Here is a 14902-nt window from a genome sequence, read left to right on the forward strand (position 1 = left end):
CGCTGACCCGGCGCGCCCGGCCGCCGGGCGCGGGGTGTCACGAGTTCCAGCCGGCCCGCACGCTCTCCAGGTCGACCTGGCTGGGCAGCCGCGACGGGTGCTCCTGGATGCCGGCCAGGGCGGCGATCGCGGACAGCGCGGCCCTCGTCGTGCCGAAGGAGGCGTCGAGGTCCCGGTCGTCGGGCACGTTCCCGGCGATCACCGCTCGGGTGCGGACGAGCAACTCCTGGTGTCCCTTGCCGCCGGGCACCCGCTTCACCTCCCGGCCGTCGATCTCCAGACGCCGGAAGTCGTCGATCACCACTGTGTGCCCGCGACCGAGGACCTCCAGGCGCTCCTTGGGCGTACGCCGGTGCCCCCGGGTGGAGTACGTGATCGTCGCCGTGGACCCGTCCGGGTATCCGAGTAGGACACTCACGTCCTCCTCCAGACCCGGCTCGCCGCGCCCGCTGCCGTACGCGTGCACGACCCGCGGCTGCTCGCCCACCAGCCACGACGCGAGGTCGATGAAGTGGCACACCTCGCCCCGGATGCGGCCACCCTGGCGTCGGTCGTGATACCAGTGGGCGGCGGGCAGTTGCCCGGCGTTGACCCGGTAGGCGACGGTGATCGGCCCGGACCCGGCCGCCACGACCGACTTGGCGTGCTCGACCATCGGCGCGTGTCGACGGTTGAACCCGACGAACAGGTGGCCGGAGTTGCGGTCGTAGGCGGCCCGGACCTCGTCGAGTTCGTCCTGGGTCAGCGCGAGCGGCTTCTCCACGAAGACGTGTTTGCCGGCGTCGAGCGCCTGCGCCACCAGGCGGGCGTGCGAGTCGTGGCGACTGAGGATGAACACCACGTCGACATCGTCGCGAACCAGCAGGTCCTCGACTGTCGGTGCGACCACGGCGATGCCGTTGCGCTCGGCCGCGTGTCGCGCGGACAGGCCCCGGGCCGACGTGATGGCGACCAGGTCGTCTCCCCAGCCCGCCGCCCTGAGCGCGGGCAGGAACGTCGCCTTGGCGTAGGTGCCGGCCCCGATCAGGCCGCCCCGTGCTGACGTCGAGGTGCGGCGCGGCCGGAGGGTGATCGTCTGCCGGGACGGCTGCGCGGGAGCCGAGTAGCTGAGCTGCACCGCGAGGGAGCGCGGGTCGGAGGCCAGCACCTCGTAGGCCGCCGTCGCGCGCTCCACCTCGAAGACGTGCGTCACCAGGTCGTCGACCGCGACCCGACCGCTGGCCACCAGGTCGAGGTACGCCTCGATGTTGCGCCGTGCCGTCCAGCGCACGTGGCCGATCGGATAGTCGATGCCCCACTCCTCGTAGGCCCGGTCGTGGCGGCCGGGACCGTAGCTGCGCGCGAACCGGAGCTCCAGCTCACGCTCGTAGAAGCGTCGACGGTCGAGGTCCAGACCGACGTCGCCGACCACGACCAGTCGGGCGCGGTCGCGGGCGATCTCGGTGCTGCGCGCCACCGGCTCCGAGGAGGGTGTCGCCGCCGTGATCAGGACCGCGTCGACACCTCGACCACGGGTCAGTTCCATGATCTGCTCGGTGGTCGCCGCACCCGCCTCGACCAGGCCGACGGCACCGCACTCGCCGGCCAACTGAGCGGTCCAGTCGCGCAGGTCGATGCCGATGACGTGCAGCCCCGAGGCGAGCGCCAGTCGTACCGTCAGCTGCCCCACCAGGCCGAGACCGACGACCGCGACCGAGCCACCCAGACCCACCTCGGCCTGCCGCAGGCCCTGCATCGCGATCGCCGCCACCGCGCCGAAGGCGGCCGCCTGGTCGGACACCGACTCCGGTACGGGTACCGCGAGCAGACCCGGCACCACCTGGTACTCGGCGTGCCCCACCGACGCGGTGGCCACCCGCATCCCGGGTCGGATGCCGTCCGTGGCGGCGCCGGCCGTGACGACGACACCCGCGGCGCTGTAGCCGAGCGGCATGTCCTCGTCGAGCCGGCTGCGCACCGCGGCGATCGTGGAGCGGACTCCCCCGGTGCGGGCCCGGTTGACGACCTGGCGGACCAGATCCGGCCGGGCCCGCGCCTTGCGCAGCAGGCTCGCCGACGCCAGCTCGCGCACGGCGCGCTCGGTTCCCGCCGAGAGCAGGGACCTGCGCGTGGCGACGAGCACCTCGGTGGCACCGGGCTCCGGCTGGGGAACGTCGACGACGCGCAATTCTCCGCCGGACACCGATTGGACGATCTGCTTCACGCGGGTCTGCCTGCCTTCGGGGATTAGGAACATCGCTTGCAGCAGGTCACCGGTCCGGGCGACGCACACCGCAATGCATCCGTCATTCAGCATTCTATGACGATTAGATGCCTTAAACTGGATAACTTGTACTATTGGCGCGCCGCCGTTGATTCGTACCGAATTTCCGAGGAGAGCCATGCCAGCCGACACCGTTCTGCACGTCGCGGGCGCACGTCCCAACTTCCCCAAGGCAGCACCGGTGATCCGTGCGCTGGAGCGGCACGGCGTGGCGCAGCGCCTCGTCCACACCGGACAGCACTACGACGAACGGATGTCCGAGGTCTTCTTCCGGCAACTGGGCCTGCCCGAGCCGGACCTCAACCTGGGGGTCGGTTCGGGCAGCCACGCGCGCCAGACCGCGAGCGTCATGACCGGCCTGGAAGAGCTGATGATCGCCGACCGGCCGGCCCTCACCGTCGTCTACGGCGACGTCAACTCCGCGCTCGCCGCCGCCCTCGTCGCGTCGAAGCTGGGCATTCCGGTCGCGCACGTGGAGGCGGGGCTGCGCAGCTTCGACCGGTCCATGCCCGAGGAGATCAACCGGATCGTCGTCGACCACGTGTCCGACCTGCTGTTCGCCACCAGCCCCGACGCCGTGTCGCACCTCGCGACCGAGGGCGTCGCGGCAGAGAAGGTCCACCTGGTCGGCAACCCGATGATCGACACTCTGCTGGCCAATCTCGACCGCTTCGACGTCGCCGGCATCCGGGCGGCGCTCTCACTCCCCGAGCGGTACGTGGTGGCCACGCTGCACCGACCGGGCAATGTCGACGATCCGACGGACGTCGTCGACCTGGTCAAGGCGATGCACGCGGTCGCCGACCAACTGCCCGTCATCCTGCCGCTGCACCCGCGCGGCCGGCGACACCTCGAAAGCGCGGGCCTGCTCTCGCACCGCGCGCTGCGGGTCGTCGCCCCGCTGGGTTACCTCGAGTTCGTCAGCCTGGTGCGCGGCGCGGCCGTCGTCGTCACCGACTCCGGCGGCGTGCAGGAGGAGACGACGATGCTCGGCGTGCCCTGCCTGACGCTGCGGCCCAACACCGAACGCCCGATCACGATCACGCACGGCACCAACCGCCTCGTGACCCGGTCGACGCTCGCCGAGACCGTGGCGAGCACGGTGGCCACGCCTCGACCCGCCGGCTGGCCCACCCCACCGATGTGGGACGGCGCGGCGGGTGACCGCATCGCGGACATCATCTCGGCGACACTCCGCTAGCCAGTCCACCACATGATCACGGGCGGCACCCACACCAACACGGGCAGCCACCTCGCCACCATCGAACTATTGACATCGATAACCCCGCACCGAAGGCTCGCGCCTACAGGTCCTTCACACAAGGAGGCGCGATGAGACCGAGACGACTGGCGATCACCGGCGTGCTCACCCTGCTCGGCGCACTGGCACTGACCTCACCCGCCAGTGCGCGGCCGCCGGCCGAGCCGGACACCCGGGACGGCTTGGAGGTGTACGTCGGCACGGTCGACGCGAAACAGCGGGACCAACTGCGCGCGGCGGGGGTCGACCTCGGCCACGACGCGAAGACCGACGCGGCCGGACAGACCACCGTCGAGACGGTGCTCAGCCGCCGGCAGGCCAAACGGCTCACCGACAAGGGCGTCCCCCTGTCGGTGAAGAAGGTTCGCGGCAAGGACGCCTCGCAGGCGCTGCGCGAGCAGGCCGCGGCCGGGTGGACGGCGTTCCGCCCCTACGGAGAGCCGGGCGGCCTCCGGGACGAGCTGAACGCCACCGCAGCCCGGTATCCCAAGCTGGCCAAGGTGGAGACGATCGGCCGCAGCCAGCAGGGCCAGCCGATCCTCGCCGTCAAGGTCACCAAGAACGCCCGGACCGTCGAGGACGGTAAGCGGCCGGCGGTGCTCTACGCCGGTGCGCAGCACGCCCGCGAGTGGATCACGCCGGAGATGAACCGCCGGCTGATGCACCACGTGCTTACCAGCTACGGCAGCGACCGGGAGATCACCCGACTCCTGGATACGACCGAGCTGTGGTTCCTGCCGGTCGCCAACCCGGACGGCTACGACTTCACCTTCACCCCCGGCAACCGGCTGTGGCGCAAGAACCTGCGGGACAACAACGGCGACGGGCAGATCAGCTCGGGCGACGGCGTCGACCTCAACCGCAACTTCAGCTACAAGTGGGGGTACGACAACGAGGGCTCGTCACCGGAGCCGAACAGCGAGACCTACCGGGGCCCGAGCCCCAACTCGGAGCCGGAGACCAAAGCCCTGGACCGGCTCTTCAAGCGGGTCGGGTTCGAGTTCTTCGTCAACTACCACTCGGCGGCCGAGTTGCTGCTCTACGGCGTCGGCTGGCAGGTGAGCACCCCCAGCCCGGACGACGTGATCTACGAGGCGATGGCCGGTGACGACGCGCACCCGGCGGTGCCCGGCTACGACCCGGACATCTCCGCCGAGCTGTACACCACCAACGGTGACACCGACAGCCACGCCACCGTCAAGTACGGCACCTTGGGCTTCACGCCGGAGATGTCCACCTGCGAGGCCGCCTCGGCGGTGAACCCGGACGACCAGTGGCGCCCGGAGGACTGCGTCAGCGGCTTCATCTTCCCCGACGACGAGGCGCTCATCGCCGGTGAGGTGCAGAAGAACCTGCCGTTCGCGCTGGCCGTGGCGAAGTCGGCGGCGGACCCGGACGAGCCGGTCTCGGTGGTCGGCCGGAGCACCCCGGATTTCGTGGTGGACGCGTTCGACACCTCGTACGGGCGCACCCAGCAGGTTGCCTCAGTCACCCGCCGGGCGCTGAAGAACGTCCGGATGCACTACACGGTCAACGGCGGGCGACCGAAGACCGTCGCGGTCCGCGAGTGGCGCGGCGGCGAGCGGTACGGCGACACGCACGACGACTACTACGCCGAGCTGCGCGGCACGGTCACCGGCGCGAAGCCGGGTGACCGGGTGGAGGTCTGGTTCACCGGCAACAAGCCCCGTGCCGGGGTGGTGGCCAGCCAACACTTCACCTACCAGGTGCACAGCGACATCGGCGGCGACGTGCTGGTCCTCGCGATCGAGGACGTCACCGGCCTCAGCCCGGCGCAGACCGGCACCACCGCGAAGTACGCCGACGAGGTCGCGGCGTCGCTGAGCGCCGCCGGGCGCAGCAGCGACGTGTACGACTTCGACACGATGGGCCGCGAGGCGCCCCACCCGCTGGGCGTGCTGTCGCACTACAAGGCGGTGGTCTGGGAGACCGGTGACGACGTGATCCTGCGTTCCCCCGGCCAGGTGGCCGGCACCACGGCCAAGGCGGCGCTGGACACCGAGCTGGCCGTCCGGGACTACCTCAACGAGGGCGGAAAGCTGCTGGTCAGCGGCCAGTACGCGCTGTTCGCACAGGGCGCCAACGGGTCGTACGTCTACAACCCGGCCGCGCCGCCGGAGTGCACCGACGCCTCGGATCTGAGCTGCCTGCCGCTGTTCAACGACTTCCAGCAGTACTGGCTGGGAGCGTTCAGCTATGTCAGCGACGGCGGAACCTCCCCGGAGGGGGATCCGTACCCGGTTGCTGGGACCGATGCGGGGTTCACCGGCTTCAGCGGGCAACTCAACGCGCCCGGCTCGGCGGAGAACCAGGCGCACACCGCGTCGTTCCTGACCACGTCGAGCTTCCTGCCGCAGGACCAGTTCCCCCAGTTCGCCAGCTCCGCGCCGGTGGGCTGGACCCGGCCGGGCGGCGCGCCGTTCGACCCGCGTACGGGAGAGTGGTACCTGCACAGCGGCCAGACCGACGAGTCATACAAGCGGCTCACCCGCACGGTGGACCTCACCGGGGCGAGCAGTGGTGAACTGCGCTTCTTCACCTCGTACGAGATCGAGCAGAACTGGGACTTCCTCTTCGTCGAGGCGCACGAGGTGGGCACCGACGACTGGACGACCCTGCCGGACGCCAACGGCAAGACCAGCACGGTCACCGGGGAGAGCTGCAACTCGGGTTGGGTGGAGCAGTTGCACCCGTTCCTCGGGCACTACCAGGGCGCGGACTGCTCCCCCACCGGAAGCACCGGTGGCTGGAACGCGGCGACCGGCACGTCGAGTGGCTGGAAGGAGTTCGTGGTCGACCTGTCCGCTTACGCCGGCAAGCAGGTCGAGGTGTCGATCTCGTACGCCTCGGACTGGTCCACCCAGGGTCTCGGCGTCTTCGTGGACGACGCCCGGGTCCTGGTCGACGGGTCGACCGTGGCGGAGACCTCGTTCGAGTCGGTCGACCTGGACGGCTGGACGGTGGCCGGGCCACCGCCCGGCTCCGCTGGCAACGCCAACGACTGGTCACGCAGCCAGCAGGCGTTCGAGGAGGGCTCGGTGGTGGTCACCGGCGACACGGTCTATCTGGGCTTCGGTCTGGAGGGGCTGCCCCCGGCGGCCCGCGATGACCTGGTCGCCCGCTCGCTGAGGCACCTCACCGGTCAACCCCGACCCTGACGGTGGCGAGGTGCGCCGACGGTCCGCCGGACCGTCGGCGCACCTTCGCGGTACGCCGGGTGCGGCCACCGCGAATGTGGTGAGCTGTACGGGTGTCGGGGCTGGGACTTGTGCTGCACCCCACCCGGGATGTCACCGAGGTGGTCGGGATCATCGAACGGTGGGCGACGCGCCACCACAAGACGCTGATGGTGCGCGAGGAGGACCAGCACCGCGTACCGTCCTGCGTCGAACCGGTGCCGGCCGAGGAGGTCGCCACCCGCTCCAACGCGTTGATCAGCATCGGCGGCGACGGCACCATGCTCGGTGCGCTGCGTTCCGCCGTCCGCGACCCGAAGCCGGTGCTCGGCGTACACCTGGGTCATCTGGGGTTTCTCGTGGAGATCGAGCCGCCGGAGCTGCCCGACGCGCTGAGCCGGCTGCTGTCGAAGGACTTCACCGTCGAGTCGCACGCCTGCCTCGCCTGCGACGTCTGCGGTGACGACGTCGTGGCGTTCAACGACATCGCGTTGGTCCGCCAGCCCGGCTCCGGCTTCGTCAGCGTCATCCTCGGCATCGACGGCCAACAGTACGGCTACTACCGCAGCGACGCCGTGGTGGTGAGCACCCCGATCGGCTCGACGGCGTACAGCTACGCGGCCGGTGGCCCACTGATCTCCCCCGCCGCGGACTCAGTGGTGATCACGCCGTCGGCGCCGATGGCCGGCATCTCCCGGTCGGTGGTGCTCTCGCCGGACGAGAAGATCCGGTTGGAGCTCCGGCCCGACTCGTCGCCGGTCGTGGTGGAGATGGACGGGCTGGTGTTCCGCGACGCCGCGACGGAGGGGACCGTGGACATCACGTACCGCCGCAACGCCGGCCTGGTGGTCCGGTTCGACCCGCTGCGCTACCAGGAACGCAACCAGCTGAAGATGACCCTGCTCGACCTGCCGTTCCTGCCGGAGCAGCTCCGCGAACTGCTCCCCGAAGAACTACGACGACGAGCCCAACAAGAAATCCCCCCACCCTGCTAACCCGAACCCCCACCCCCCACCACCTGTCCCACCCCACCCTCGGCCCCGTTGATCAAGAGGTTTGCGTCACTCGCGCGGCGTGTCATGACGCAAATCTCTTGATCAACTTGGGCAGGGCCGGCCCGGAGGGGTGGGGGTGGGGTTAGGGGGTTAGGGCCTGGTCTACCAGGTTTTTGGCTTCTTCTTGGATCTGCTTGAGGTGGTCGGGGCCCTGGAAGGACTCGGCGTAGATCTTGTAGACGTCCTCGGTGCCGGACGGGCGCGCGGCGAACCAGCCGGACTTCGTGCTGACCTTGAGGCCGCCGATCGGGGCGTTGTTGCCGGGGGCGGTCGTCAACGTCGCGGTGATCGGCTCACCGGCGAGCTCGGTCGCGGTGACCTGGTCCGGGGAGAGCTTTCCGAGCACGGCCTTCTGCTCCCGGGTGGCCGGGGCGTCGATCCGGGCGTACGAGGGCGCGCCGAACCGCTCGGCCAACTCCGCCCAGTGCTCGCTCGGGCTGCGCCCGGTGGTGGCCAGGATCTCGGCGGCGAGCAGGCAGAGCAGGAGGCCGTCCTTGTCGGTGGTCCAGGTGGAGCCGTCGCGACGCAGGAACGACGCCCCGGCGCTCTCCTCACCGCCGAAGCCGACCGCCCCGTCGAGCAGCCCGGGCACGAACCACTTGAAGCCGACCGGCACCTCCAGCAGCGGCCGCCCCAGGTCCGCGGCGACCCGGTCGATCATCGACGAGGAGACGAGCGTCTTGCCCACCGCGGCGTTCGGACCCCATGCGGTACGGGTCCGGAACAGGTGATCGATCGCCACCGCCAGGTAGTGGTTGGGGTTCATCAGGCCCGCGTCGGGGGTGACGATGCCGTGCCGGTCGGCGTCGGCGTCGTTGCCGGTGGAGATCTGGTAGTCGGCGCGGGCGGCGATCAGCGACGCCATGGCGTTGGGCGAGGAGCAGTCCATCCGGATCTTGCCGTCGCCGTCCAGGGTCATGAACCGCCAGGTCGGGTCGACCGTCGGGTTGACCACGGTCAGGTCCAGCCGGTGCCGCTCGGCGATCTCACCCCAGTACGCCACGCTCGCCCCGCCCAGCGGGTCCGCGCCGATCCGGATCCCGGCGTCGCGGATGGCGTCGATGTCGATCGCCGAGGGCAGGTCGTCGACGTAGTGGGCGAGGAAGTCGTACTCCCCGGTGGTGTCGGCGGCCCGCGCCCGCGCGTGGGTGATCCGGCGGACCTCCTTGAGCCCGGCGGCCAGGATCGCGTTGGCGCGGTCCTGGATCCACCGGGTCACGTCCGTGTCGGCCGGCCCGCCGTTCGTGGGGTTGTACTTGAAACCGCCGTCGTCCGGCGGGTTGTGCGACGGGGTGATGACGATCCCGTCGGCGAGCCCGCTGGTGCGTCCGCGGTTGTGGGTGAGGATCGCGTGCGACAGTGCCGGGGTGGGGGTGTAACCGTCGCGGCTGTCGACGAGCACGGTGACGTCGTTGGCGGCGAGCACCTCCAGGGCGTCCACGGCGGCCGGCGCGGACAGCGCGTGGGTGTCCCGGGCGAGGAAGAGCGGCCCGTCCAGCCCCTGCTCCCGCCGGTAGTCGCAGAGCGCCTGGGTGACGGCCAGGATGTGGTCGGAGTTGAACGCGTTGCGCAGGCTGGAGCCGCGGTGGCCGGAGGTGCCGAAGGAGACCTGCTGGGCCGGGTCCGTGGGGTCCGGATGCTCGGCGTAGTAGGCGGTCACCAGGCGCGGCACGTCGACCAGGTCGGCGGGCTCGGCGGGCTGGCCGGCACGGGGGTGGGTCACTGCGCAATCCTCCTCGGGGAGTGCCTGTCGCTCACGGCTCGACCTTCTGGCCCTTGCCGATCACCACGATGCCATTGTCGGAGACGGTGTAGCGCTGCCGGTCCTTCTCCAGGTCGACGCCGATCTCGACGCCCTCCGGGACGAACACGTTCTTGTCCAGGATGGCCCGCCGGATGACCGCGTGCCGGCCGATCTCCACACCCTCCATCAGCACCGAGCCCTCGACGTGCGCCCAGGAGTGCACCCGCACCTTCGGCGAGACGATCGAGTTCTCCACCAGCGAGCCGGAGATCACCACACCGGGCGAGACCATCGAGCCGACCGCCCGGCCGACGCGCTCACCCCACTGGTGGACGAACTTCGCCGGCGGCCACGGCGGCTGCTCGGTGTAGATCGGCCAGTCGAAGTTGTAGAGGTTGAAGACGGGGTGCACGTTGATCAGATCCATGTGCGCGTCGTAGAACGAGTCGAGCGTCCCCACGTCCCGCCAGTAGCCGCGGTCCCGGTCGGCGCTGCCCGGCACCTCGTTGTCGCGGAAGTCGTAGACGTTCGCCTCGCCCCGCTCGACGAGCATCGGGATGATGCTGCCGCCCATGTCGTGCTTGCTGGACTTGTCCGCCGCGTCGCGCTCGACCGCCTCGCAGAGCGCACGGGTGGTGAAGACGTAGTTGCCCATCGAGGCGTAGATCTCGTCCGGTGCGTCCGGCAGACCGACCGCGTCGGTGGGCTTCTCGCGGAACGCCCGGATCCGCTTGCCGTCCTCGCCGACCTCGATGACGCCGAACTGGTCGGCCATCGACAGCGGCTGGCGGATGCCGGCGACGGTGACCGCGGCGCCGGAGGCGATGTGGTCCTCCACCATCTGCCGCGGGTCCATCCGGTAGATGTGGTCGGCGCCGAAGACGATCACGTAGTCGGGCTGCTCGTCGTTGATGAGGTTGAAGCTCTGGTAGATGGCGTCGGCCGAGCCGGCGAACCACCACGGACCACGACGCTGCTGCGCGGGCACCGGGGTGACGTAGTTGCCGAGCAGCGTGGACATCCGCCAGGTCTTGGTGATGTGACGGTCGAGGGAATGGGACTTGTACTGGGTCAGCACGACAATCTTGAGATAGCCGGCGTTCGCCAGGTTGGAAAGGACGAAGTCGACCATGCGGTACATCCCGCCGAACGGGACGGCCGGCTTGGCCCGGTCCGTGGTGAGTGGCATCAGGCGCTTGCCCTCACCACCCGCCAGGACGATCGCGAGCACCTTGGCAGCCATGCCACGACGCTATCCACCCGCGTCGGACTTCACCACTCGTACGGGGAGTCTTCTGCATTAGGGTGCGGGGTCATGACGGAACCCACCCCGCTGCGCGTCGATCTGCTCACCCGCGAGTACCCGCCGGAGGTCTACGGCGGCGCCGGGGTGCACGTCGAGTACCTGGCCCGGGAGCTGCGTCGCCGTGCCGACGTCCGGGTGCACTGCTTCGGACTGCCGCGCGCCGAGCCGGGCGTCACCGCGTACCCCGAACCGCCCGGCCTGACCGGCGCGAACGCCGCGCTGCGCACGATGGGCGTGGACCTGGAGATGGCCGCCGGCGCGGCCGGCGCCGACGTGGTGCACAGCCACACCTGGTACGCGAACCTGGCCGGCCACACCGCGAAACTGCTGCACGGGGTGCCGCACGTGGTGACCGCGCACAGCCTGGAGCCGCTGCGGCCGTGGAAGGCCGAGCAGCTCGGCGGTGGTTACGCGCTCTCCTCCTGGATCGAGCGCACCGCGATGGAGGCCGCCGACGCCGTTATCGCCGTCAGTGGTGGGATGCGCAACGACGTGCTCACCGCCTACCCGCAGATCGACCCGGACCGGGTCCGGGTGGTCTACAACGGCATCGACACCATTCAGTACGCGCCCGATCGGGCGACCGACGTGCTCGACCGGCTCGGCGTCGACCCGTCCCGACCCAGTGTCGTCTACGTGGGAAGGATCACTCGACAGAAGGGGCTGCCCTACCTGTTGCGGGCCGCGCGGGAGCTGCCGGCGGACACCCAGCTCGTGCTGCTCGCCGGCGCACCGGACACCGCCGATATCGCCGCCGAGGTGGCGGGCCTGGTCGCCGAGTTGCGGGCCAACCGCTCCGGCGTGGTCTGGGTCGCCGAGATGCTGCCCAAGCCCGAGGTGATCCAGGTGCTCACCCACGCCACCGTCTTCGTCTGCCCGTCGATCTATGAGCCGATGGGCATCGTCAACCTGGAGGCGATGGCCTGCGAGACGGCCGTGGTGGCGACCGCGACCGGCGGCATCCCCGAGGTGGTGGCCGACGGCGAGACGGGCCTGCTGGTGCCGATCGAGCAGGTCAGCGACGGGTCGGGGACCCCGTTGGAACCGGGCAAATTCGTCGCCGACCTGGCGGCGGCGATCAACGCGCTGCTCGCCGATCCGGCGCGTACCGGGCGGTTCGGCCTGGCCGGTCGACAGCGCGCGGTGGACCACTTCTCCTGGGACGCCATCGCGGGTCAGACCCTCGACGTGTACCGCTCCGTCGGCGCGGGCCGCGACGCGGGCTGAGGGAGACGGACGGCATGCGGTACGACGAACTCGAAGCAGCGATCCTCCAGCTGGTGATGGCGGCCGGTGAGGACGAGCTGCGCGCCTTCGGCCTGGAGACGGTCACCCGGTTGGTGCAGGGGGACCTGCTCGACACCGTCTGGGACCACGAGCTGGACGAGGACGCGTGGGAGGCACTGGCCAGCGCCCGCGAGAACGTCCGGACGGCCAGCGCGGCCGAGCTACGCGCGCAGCTGGAACGGATCGACGCCGGCATCCGCGCTGACGGTGACCTCGACAACGCGCTCCTGATCGTCATCACCGCGCTCGAACACTGGACGACCTACCTGGAGGAGGGCCGGCGTGAGGAGCTCTACGAGCTGGCCCTCCGGTCCGTCGAGGAGATCGACATGGAGGTCCCGGCCGACCTCGACGACTTCCTCACCGCTCCCGAGATGGCCGCCGAGTACGAGCGGATCAGGCGGCTGCTCACCGCCGGTCTCACACCGCCGTTCCCGGCGGCGACTTGAGCAACGACGTCGCCTCGGGGCAGTGACCACCACGCCCGTTGCGCAGGGCGTTGGCTGCGATGCGGACCAGGTCGATGTTGACGCCCGCGGCGCCACTCGGGTCGTGCACCTTCAGTTTCACGTCGAGGCTCACTGAGGTCTCGCCCCAACCCTGTGCCTCAAGGTTGAGGTGCGCCACCTTCTGCGAGCGCAGGTGCGGCAGGTAGCCGAGCGGAGCGACCTCGACACTGTCGGCGGCCCGGCCTTCCGGCAGGGCGTTGAGCTTGGACCGCATCTTGGTGTCGGGGTTCTCGACCAGGTTGCGGAAGTCCGCGGTGCCGCCCAGGTTGACCTGGTACGAGCTGACCATGGTGAGGCCGCGCTCCTTCAGCAGCCGCAGCAACGCGTTGTGCAGCACCGACGTGCCGAACTGGCTGGCCAGGTCGTCGCCGAGCAGCGGCAGACCGGCCGCCTCGAACCTGCCCAGCAGCTGCGGATCGCGGGCGACCGGGTCGGCGGTGGTGTTGATGAAGGCGACGCCCGCGCTGTGGGCCGCCTCGGCGTACGCCTGGGCGGTCTCCGGCCGGCCGCTGGGCGCCGAGTAGAGCAGCACCTCCGCGCCCGCCAGCGCCGCGGCCACCCGCGACACCTCGCTCGCGTCGATGAGACCCTTCGTGACGGGCACGTCCGCCCTCGGCAGGTCGCACGGCAGCCGGGGAAAGTTGTTGGGCGCCAGGAAGATCGCCTCGGCCAGGTCCCGACCGATCTTCTCCGGGGAGGTGGCGAAGGCCGCCACGACGTCGACGTCGTCCACCCCGAGCCCGTCGATCACCGGCCGGCGGATCCCGACCAGGCTGCCGCTCTGGCGGTGCAGAGCCAGCCCCTGCACCAACGCCGACGTGTTGTTGCCGACTCCGACAACCGCCACCTTCACCCGTCCGGTCATGGCGGGAGGCTACGCCACCTCCGGTGTGGTGAGCCGCCCCGACCGGACCGTCACCGGCGCCGGAGGGCTGCGCGTTTCCGGGCGGTGATCGCCCGCCGCGCTGGTGCGACGGCCACCACATCCGACACTGGGCCGACGGCGGTCCCGGCAGAAGTCCCGGAAGGATCGGGGCGGACGACCTGTCACGTCTGCGACGGTCGACGTCGTCCGGTCCTCCGCGCCGGCCGCGAGCGCCGTGTCCAGGCTGGCGAGGAAGCGGGCGAAGTCCGGCGGTATGCCGTTCGCGCTGTGGCGTGCGGCCAGTTCCGCCGCGTCGATCGCCCGGTGCCGGACCGGCCGGCCACCGACCTCGGTGAGGACGGCGGCGACAGCGTCATAGCTCAGCGCCTCCGGTCCGGTGATGATGTGGTCGGTGTTGTGCGGCGTCGGGTCCGTGAGAGCCCGCGCCGCCACCTCGGCGATGTCGGCGGGATCGACGAAGCCGACCCGGGCGGTGCCCGTGGCGCTGACGATCTCGCCATGGTCGCGGGCGCTCACGGCGTGCGGCTGCTCACCCACGAAGTTCGTCATGAACCAGGACGGCCGCAGCACCGCCCACTCCGCGAACAGCTGACCCAGCCGTGCGTGCACCAGGCCCAACCCGTGCTCGGCGGGCGGGATGGCCGAGGAGCTGAGCAGCACCACCCGGCGGACACCGGCGCTGCGTGCCTGCTCAAGGAAGGGCAGCATGATCGGTGCCGGGTCGACCTCGCCGACCGGGGGGATGGCGTAGATCGCGCGTACGCCATCCAGCGCGTCCGGGTGGGTGGTCGGGTCGCGCCAGTCGAAGCGGACTCCTCCGCTGGCGGGGCGTCGGCTGGCGATCCGGGTGGGGTGACCGCGCTCGGCGAGCGTGGCGGCGACGATGCGGCCGGTGGTCCCGGTGCCACCGATGACCAGGATCATGAGCGCACCAGGCCGCCACCGAGCAGTTCCTGTGCGGCGATCGGATCCCAGTAGTCGCGATAGTGCCCAAGCCGCCCGTCCCGGATGGTCAGGACGGCGATGTAGCGCACCTCGTACGGCCGACCCGTCGCGACGACGAGACCGGCGGCGACGAACTCGACGACGATGACCTCGGGGTCCCTGGTCTCGTGCACGGTTCGATCGCGGATCTCGCGGACGTCGAGCAGGTCGGGATAGTTGATCAGGTAGTCGTGCAGCTCGGCGCGCCCGGCTACCCGACGCGGCTGGCCGGGCGGTGCGAACGGAAGCTCCAGCACCGCATCCTCGGCAAACAGCGCGATGAACCCGGCCATGTCCTTGGCGAGCAGCAGTTCCATCGCGCGATGGAACACGGCGGTGGGGTGGTTCGACATGATCGTTCCTCTCGTCGTCCGGGCGGTCCCGATAAGATTCGGACCGCCGGTCCGCTT

The 14902-nt window shown here is 70.5% G+C and carries 10 protein-coding genes and 2 pseudogenes; 6 read left to right on the plus strand and 6 right to left on the minus strand.

The window, feature by feature from the left end:
• Positions 1-37: 37 nt before the first annotated feature.
• Positions 38-2182 (minus strand): bi-domain-containing oxidoreductase, encoded by a 2145-nt coding sequence (locus ACFYPM_RS13195; protein ID WP_387195173.1) that lies wholly within the window; start codon positions 2180-2182, stop codon positions 38-40.
• Between the two features lie 199 nt (positions 2183-2381).
• On the opposite strand from ACFYPM_RS13195, the gene wecB reads away from it, so the two are divergent.
• The 3 genes from wecB (at position 2382) to ACFYPM_RS13210 (ending at position 7716) form a co-directional block, all read left to right on the plus strand.
• Positions 2382-3464, plus strand: a complete 1083-nt coding sequence (gene wecB, locus ACFYPM_RS13200; protein WP_387195176.1) for a non-hydrolyzing UDP-N-acetylglucosamine 2-epimerase — start codon at positions 2382-2384, stop codon at positions 3462-3464.
• 131 nt (positions 3465-3595) lie between these two features.
• The gene (locus ACFYPM_RS13205) at positions 3596-6703 is read left to right on the plus strand and encodes a M14 family zinc carboxypeptidase (protein WP_387195178.1); all 3108 of its coding nucleotides are present in this window, start codon (positions 3596-3598) and stop codon (positions 6701-6703) included.
• Positions 6704-6804: 101 nt separating this feature from the next.
• Positions 6805-7716, plus strand: a complete 912-nt coding sequence (locus ACFYPM_RS13210) for an NAD(+)/NADH kinase (protein WP_387195457.1) — start codon at positions 6805-6807, stop codon at positions 7714-7716.
• A gap of 142 nt (positions 7717-7858) precedes the next feature.
• On the opposite strand, the gene pgm is transcribed toward ACFYPM_RS13210, so the two are convergent.
• Entirely contained in the window at positions 7859-9499 is a 1641-nt protein-coding gene (gene pgm / locus ACFYPM_RS13215; RefSeq protein ID WP_387195181.1) for a phosphoglucomutase (alpha-D-glucose-1,6-bisphosphate-dependent), read from the minus strand.
• Between the two features lie 31 nt (positions 9500-9530).
• Positions 9531-10763 (minus strand): glucose-1-phosphate adenylyltransferase, encoded by a 1233-nt coding sequence (glgC, locus tag ACFYPM_RS13220; RefSeq protein ID WP_387195184.1) that lies wholly within the window; start codon positions 10761-10763, stop codon positions 9531-9533.
• A gap of 72 nt (positions 10764-10835) precedes the next feature.
• On the opposite strand from glgC, the gene glgA reads away from it, so the two are divergent.
• Together glgA and ACFYPM_RS13230 are read left to right on the plus strand one after the other, a co-directional pair.
• On the plus strand, positions 10836-12053 hold the full coding sequence (gene glgA / locus ACFYPM_RS13225; protein WP_387195187.1) for a glycogen synthase: 1218 nt from the start codon (positions 10836-10838) through the stop codon (positions 12051-12053).
• A gap of 14 nt (positions 12054-12067) precedes the next feature.
• Positions 12068-12562: a hypothetical protein gene (locus ACFYPM_RS13230; RefSeq protein ID WP_387195190.1), complete on the plus strand. Its 495-nt coding sequence runs from the start codon at positions 12068-12070 to the stop codon at positions 12560-12562.
• Here the strand turns inward: ACFYPM_RS13230 and ACFYPM_RS13235 are convergent.
• Positions 12534-13487, minus strand: a complete 954-nt coding sequence (locus tag ACFYPM_RS13235; protein WP_387195193.1) for an inositol-3-phosphate synthase — start codon at positions 13485-13487, stop codon at positions 12534-12536. The genes ACFYPM_RS13230 and ACFYPM_RS13235 overlap by 29 nt on opposite strands.
• Positions 13488-13552: 65 nt before the next feature.
• On the opposite strand from ACFYPM_RS13235, the pseudogene ACFYPM_RS13240 reads away from it, so the two are divergent.
• A pseudogene (locus tag ACFYPM_RS13240) lies at positions 13553-13630 on the plus strand (HNH endonuclease); the annotation flags it as partial.
• A gap of 511 nt (positions 13631-14141) precedes the next feature.
• Here the strand turns inward: ACFYPM_RS13240 and ACFYPM_RS13245 are convergent.
• A pseudogene (locus ACFYPM_RS13245) lies at positions 14142-14432 on the minus strand (SDR family oxidoreductase); the annotation flags it as partial.
• Positions 14429-14845 (minus strand): nuclear transport factor 2 family protein, encoded by a 417-nt coding sequence (locus ACFYPM_RS13250; protein ID WP_387195199.1) that lies wholly within the window; start codon positions 14843-14845, stop codon positions 14429-14431. The gene ACFYPM_RS13250 and the pseudogene ACFYPM_RS13245, both read right to left, overlap by 4 nt.
• Between the last annotated feature and the right edge of the window lie 57 nt (positions 14846-14902).

Origin of the sequence: Micromonospora sp. NPDC005203 (assembly GCF_042872705.1) — a bacterium.
Classification (GTDB): Bacteria; Actinomycetota; Actinomycetes; order Mycobacteriales; family Micromonosporaceae; genus Micromonospora.

Coding starts and splice junctions, on each gene's coding strand:
- glgC (WP_387195184.1), bottom strand. CDS start 10,763: ATGGCTGCCAAGGTGCTCGCGATCGTCCTGGCGGGTGGTGAGGGCAAG.
- ACFYPM_RS13230 (WP_387195190.1), top strand. CDS start 12,068: ATGCGGTACGACGAACTCGAAGCAGCGATCCTCCAGCTGGTGATGGCG.
- ACFYPM_RS13250 (WP_387195199.1), bottom strand. CDS start 14,845: ATGTCGAACCACCCCACCGCCGTGTTCCATCGCGCGATGGAACTGCTG.
- wecB (WP_387195176.1), top strand. CDS start 2,382: ATGCCAGCCGACACCGTTCTGCACGTCGCGGGCGCACGTCCCAACTTC.
- ACFYPM_RS13205 (WP_387195178.1), top strand. CDS start 3,596: ATGAGACCGAGACGACTGGCGATCACCGGCGTGCTCACCCTGCTCGGC.
- ACFYPM_RS13235 (WP_387195193.1), bottom strand. CDS start 13,487: ATGACCGGACGGGTGAAGGTGGCGGTTGTCGGAGTCGGCAACAACACG.
- glgA (WP_387195187.1), top strand. CDS start 10,836: ATGACGGAACCCACCCCGCTGCGCGTCGATCTGCTCACCCGCGAGTAC.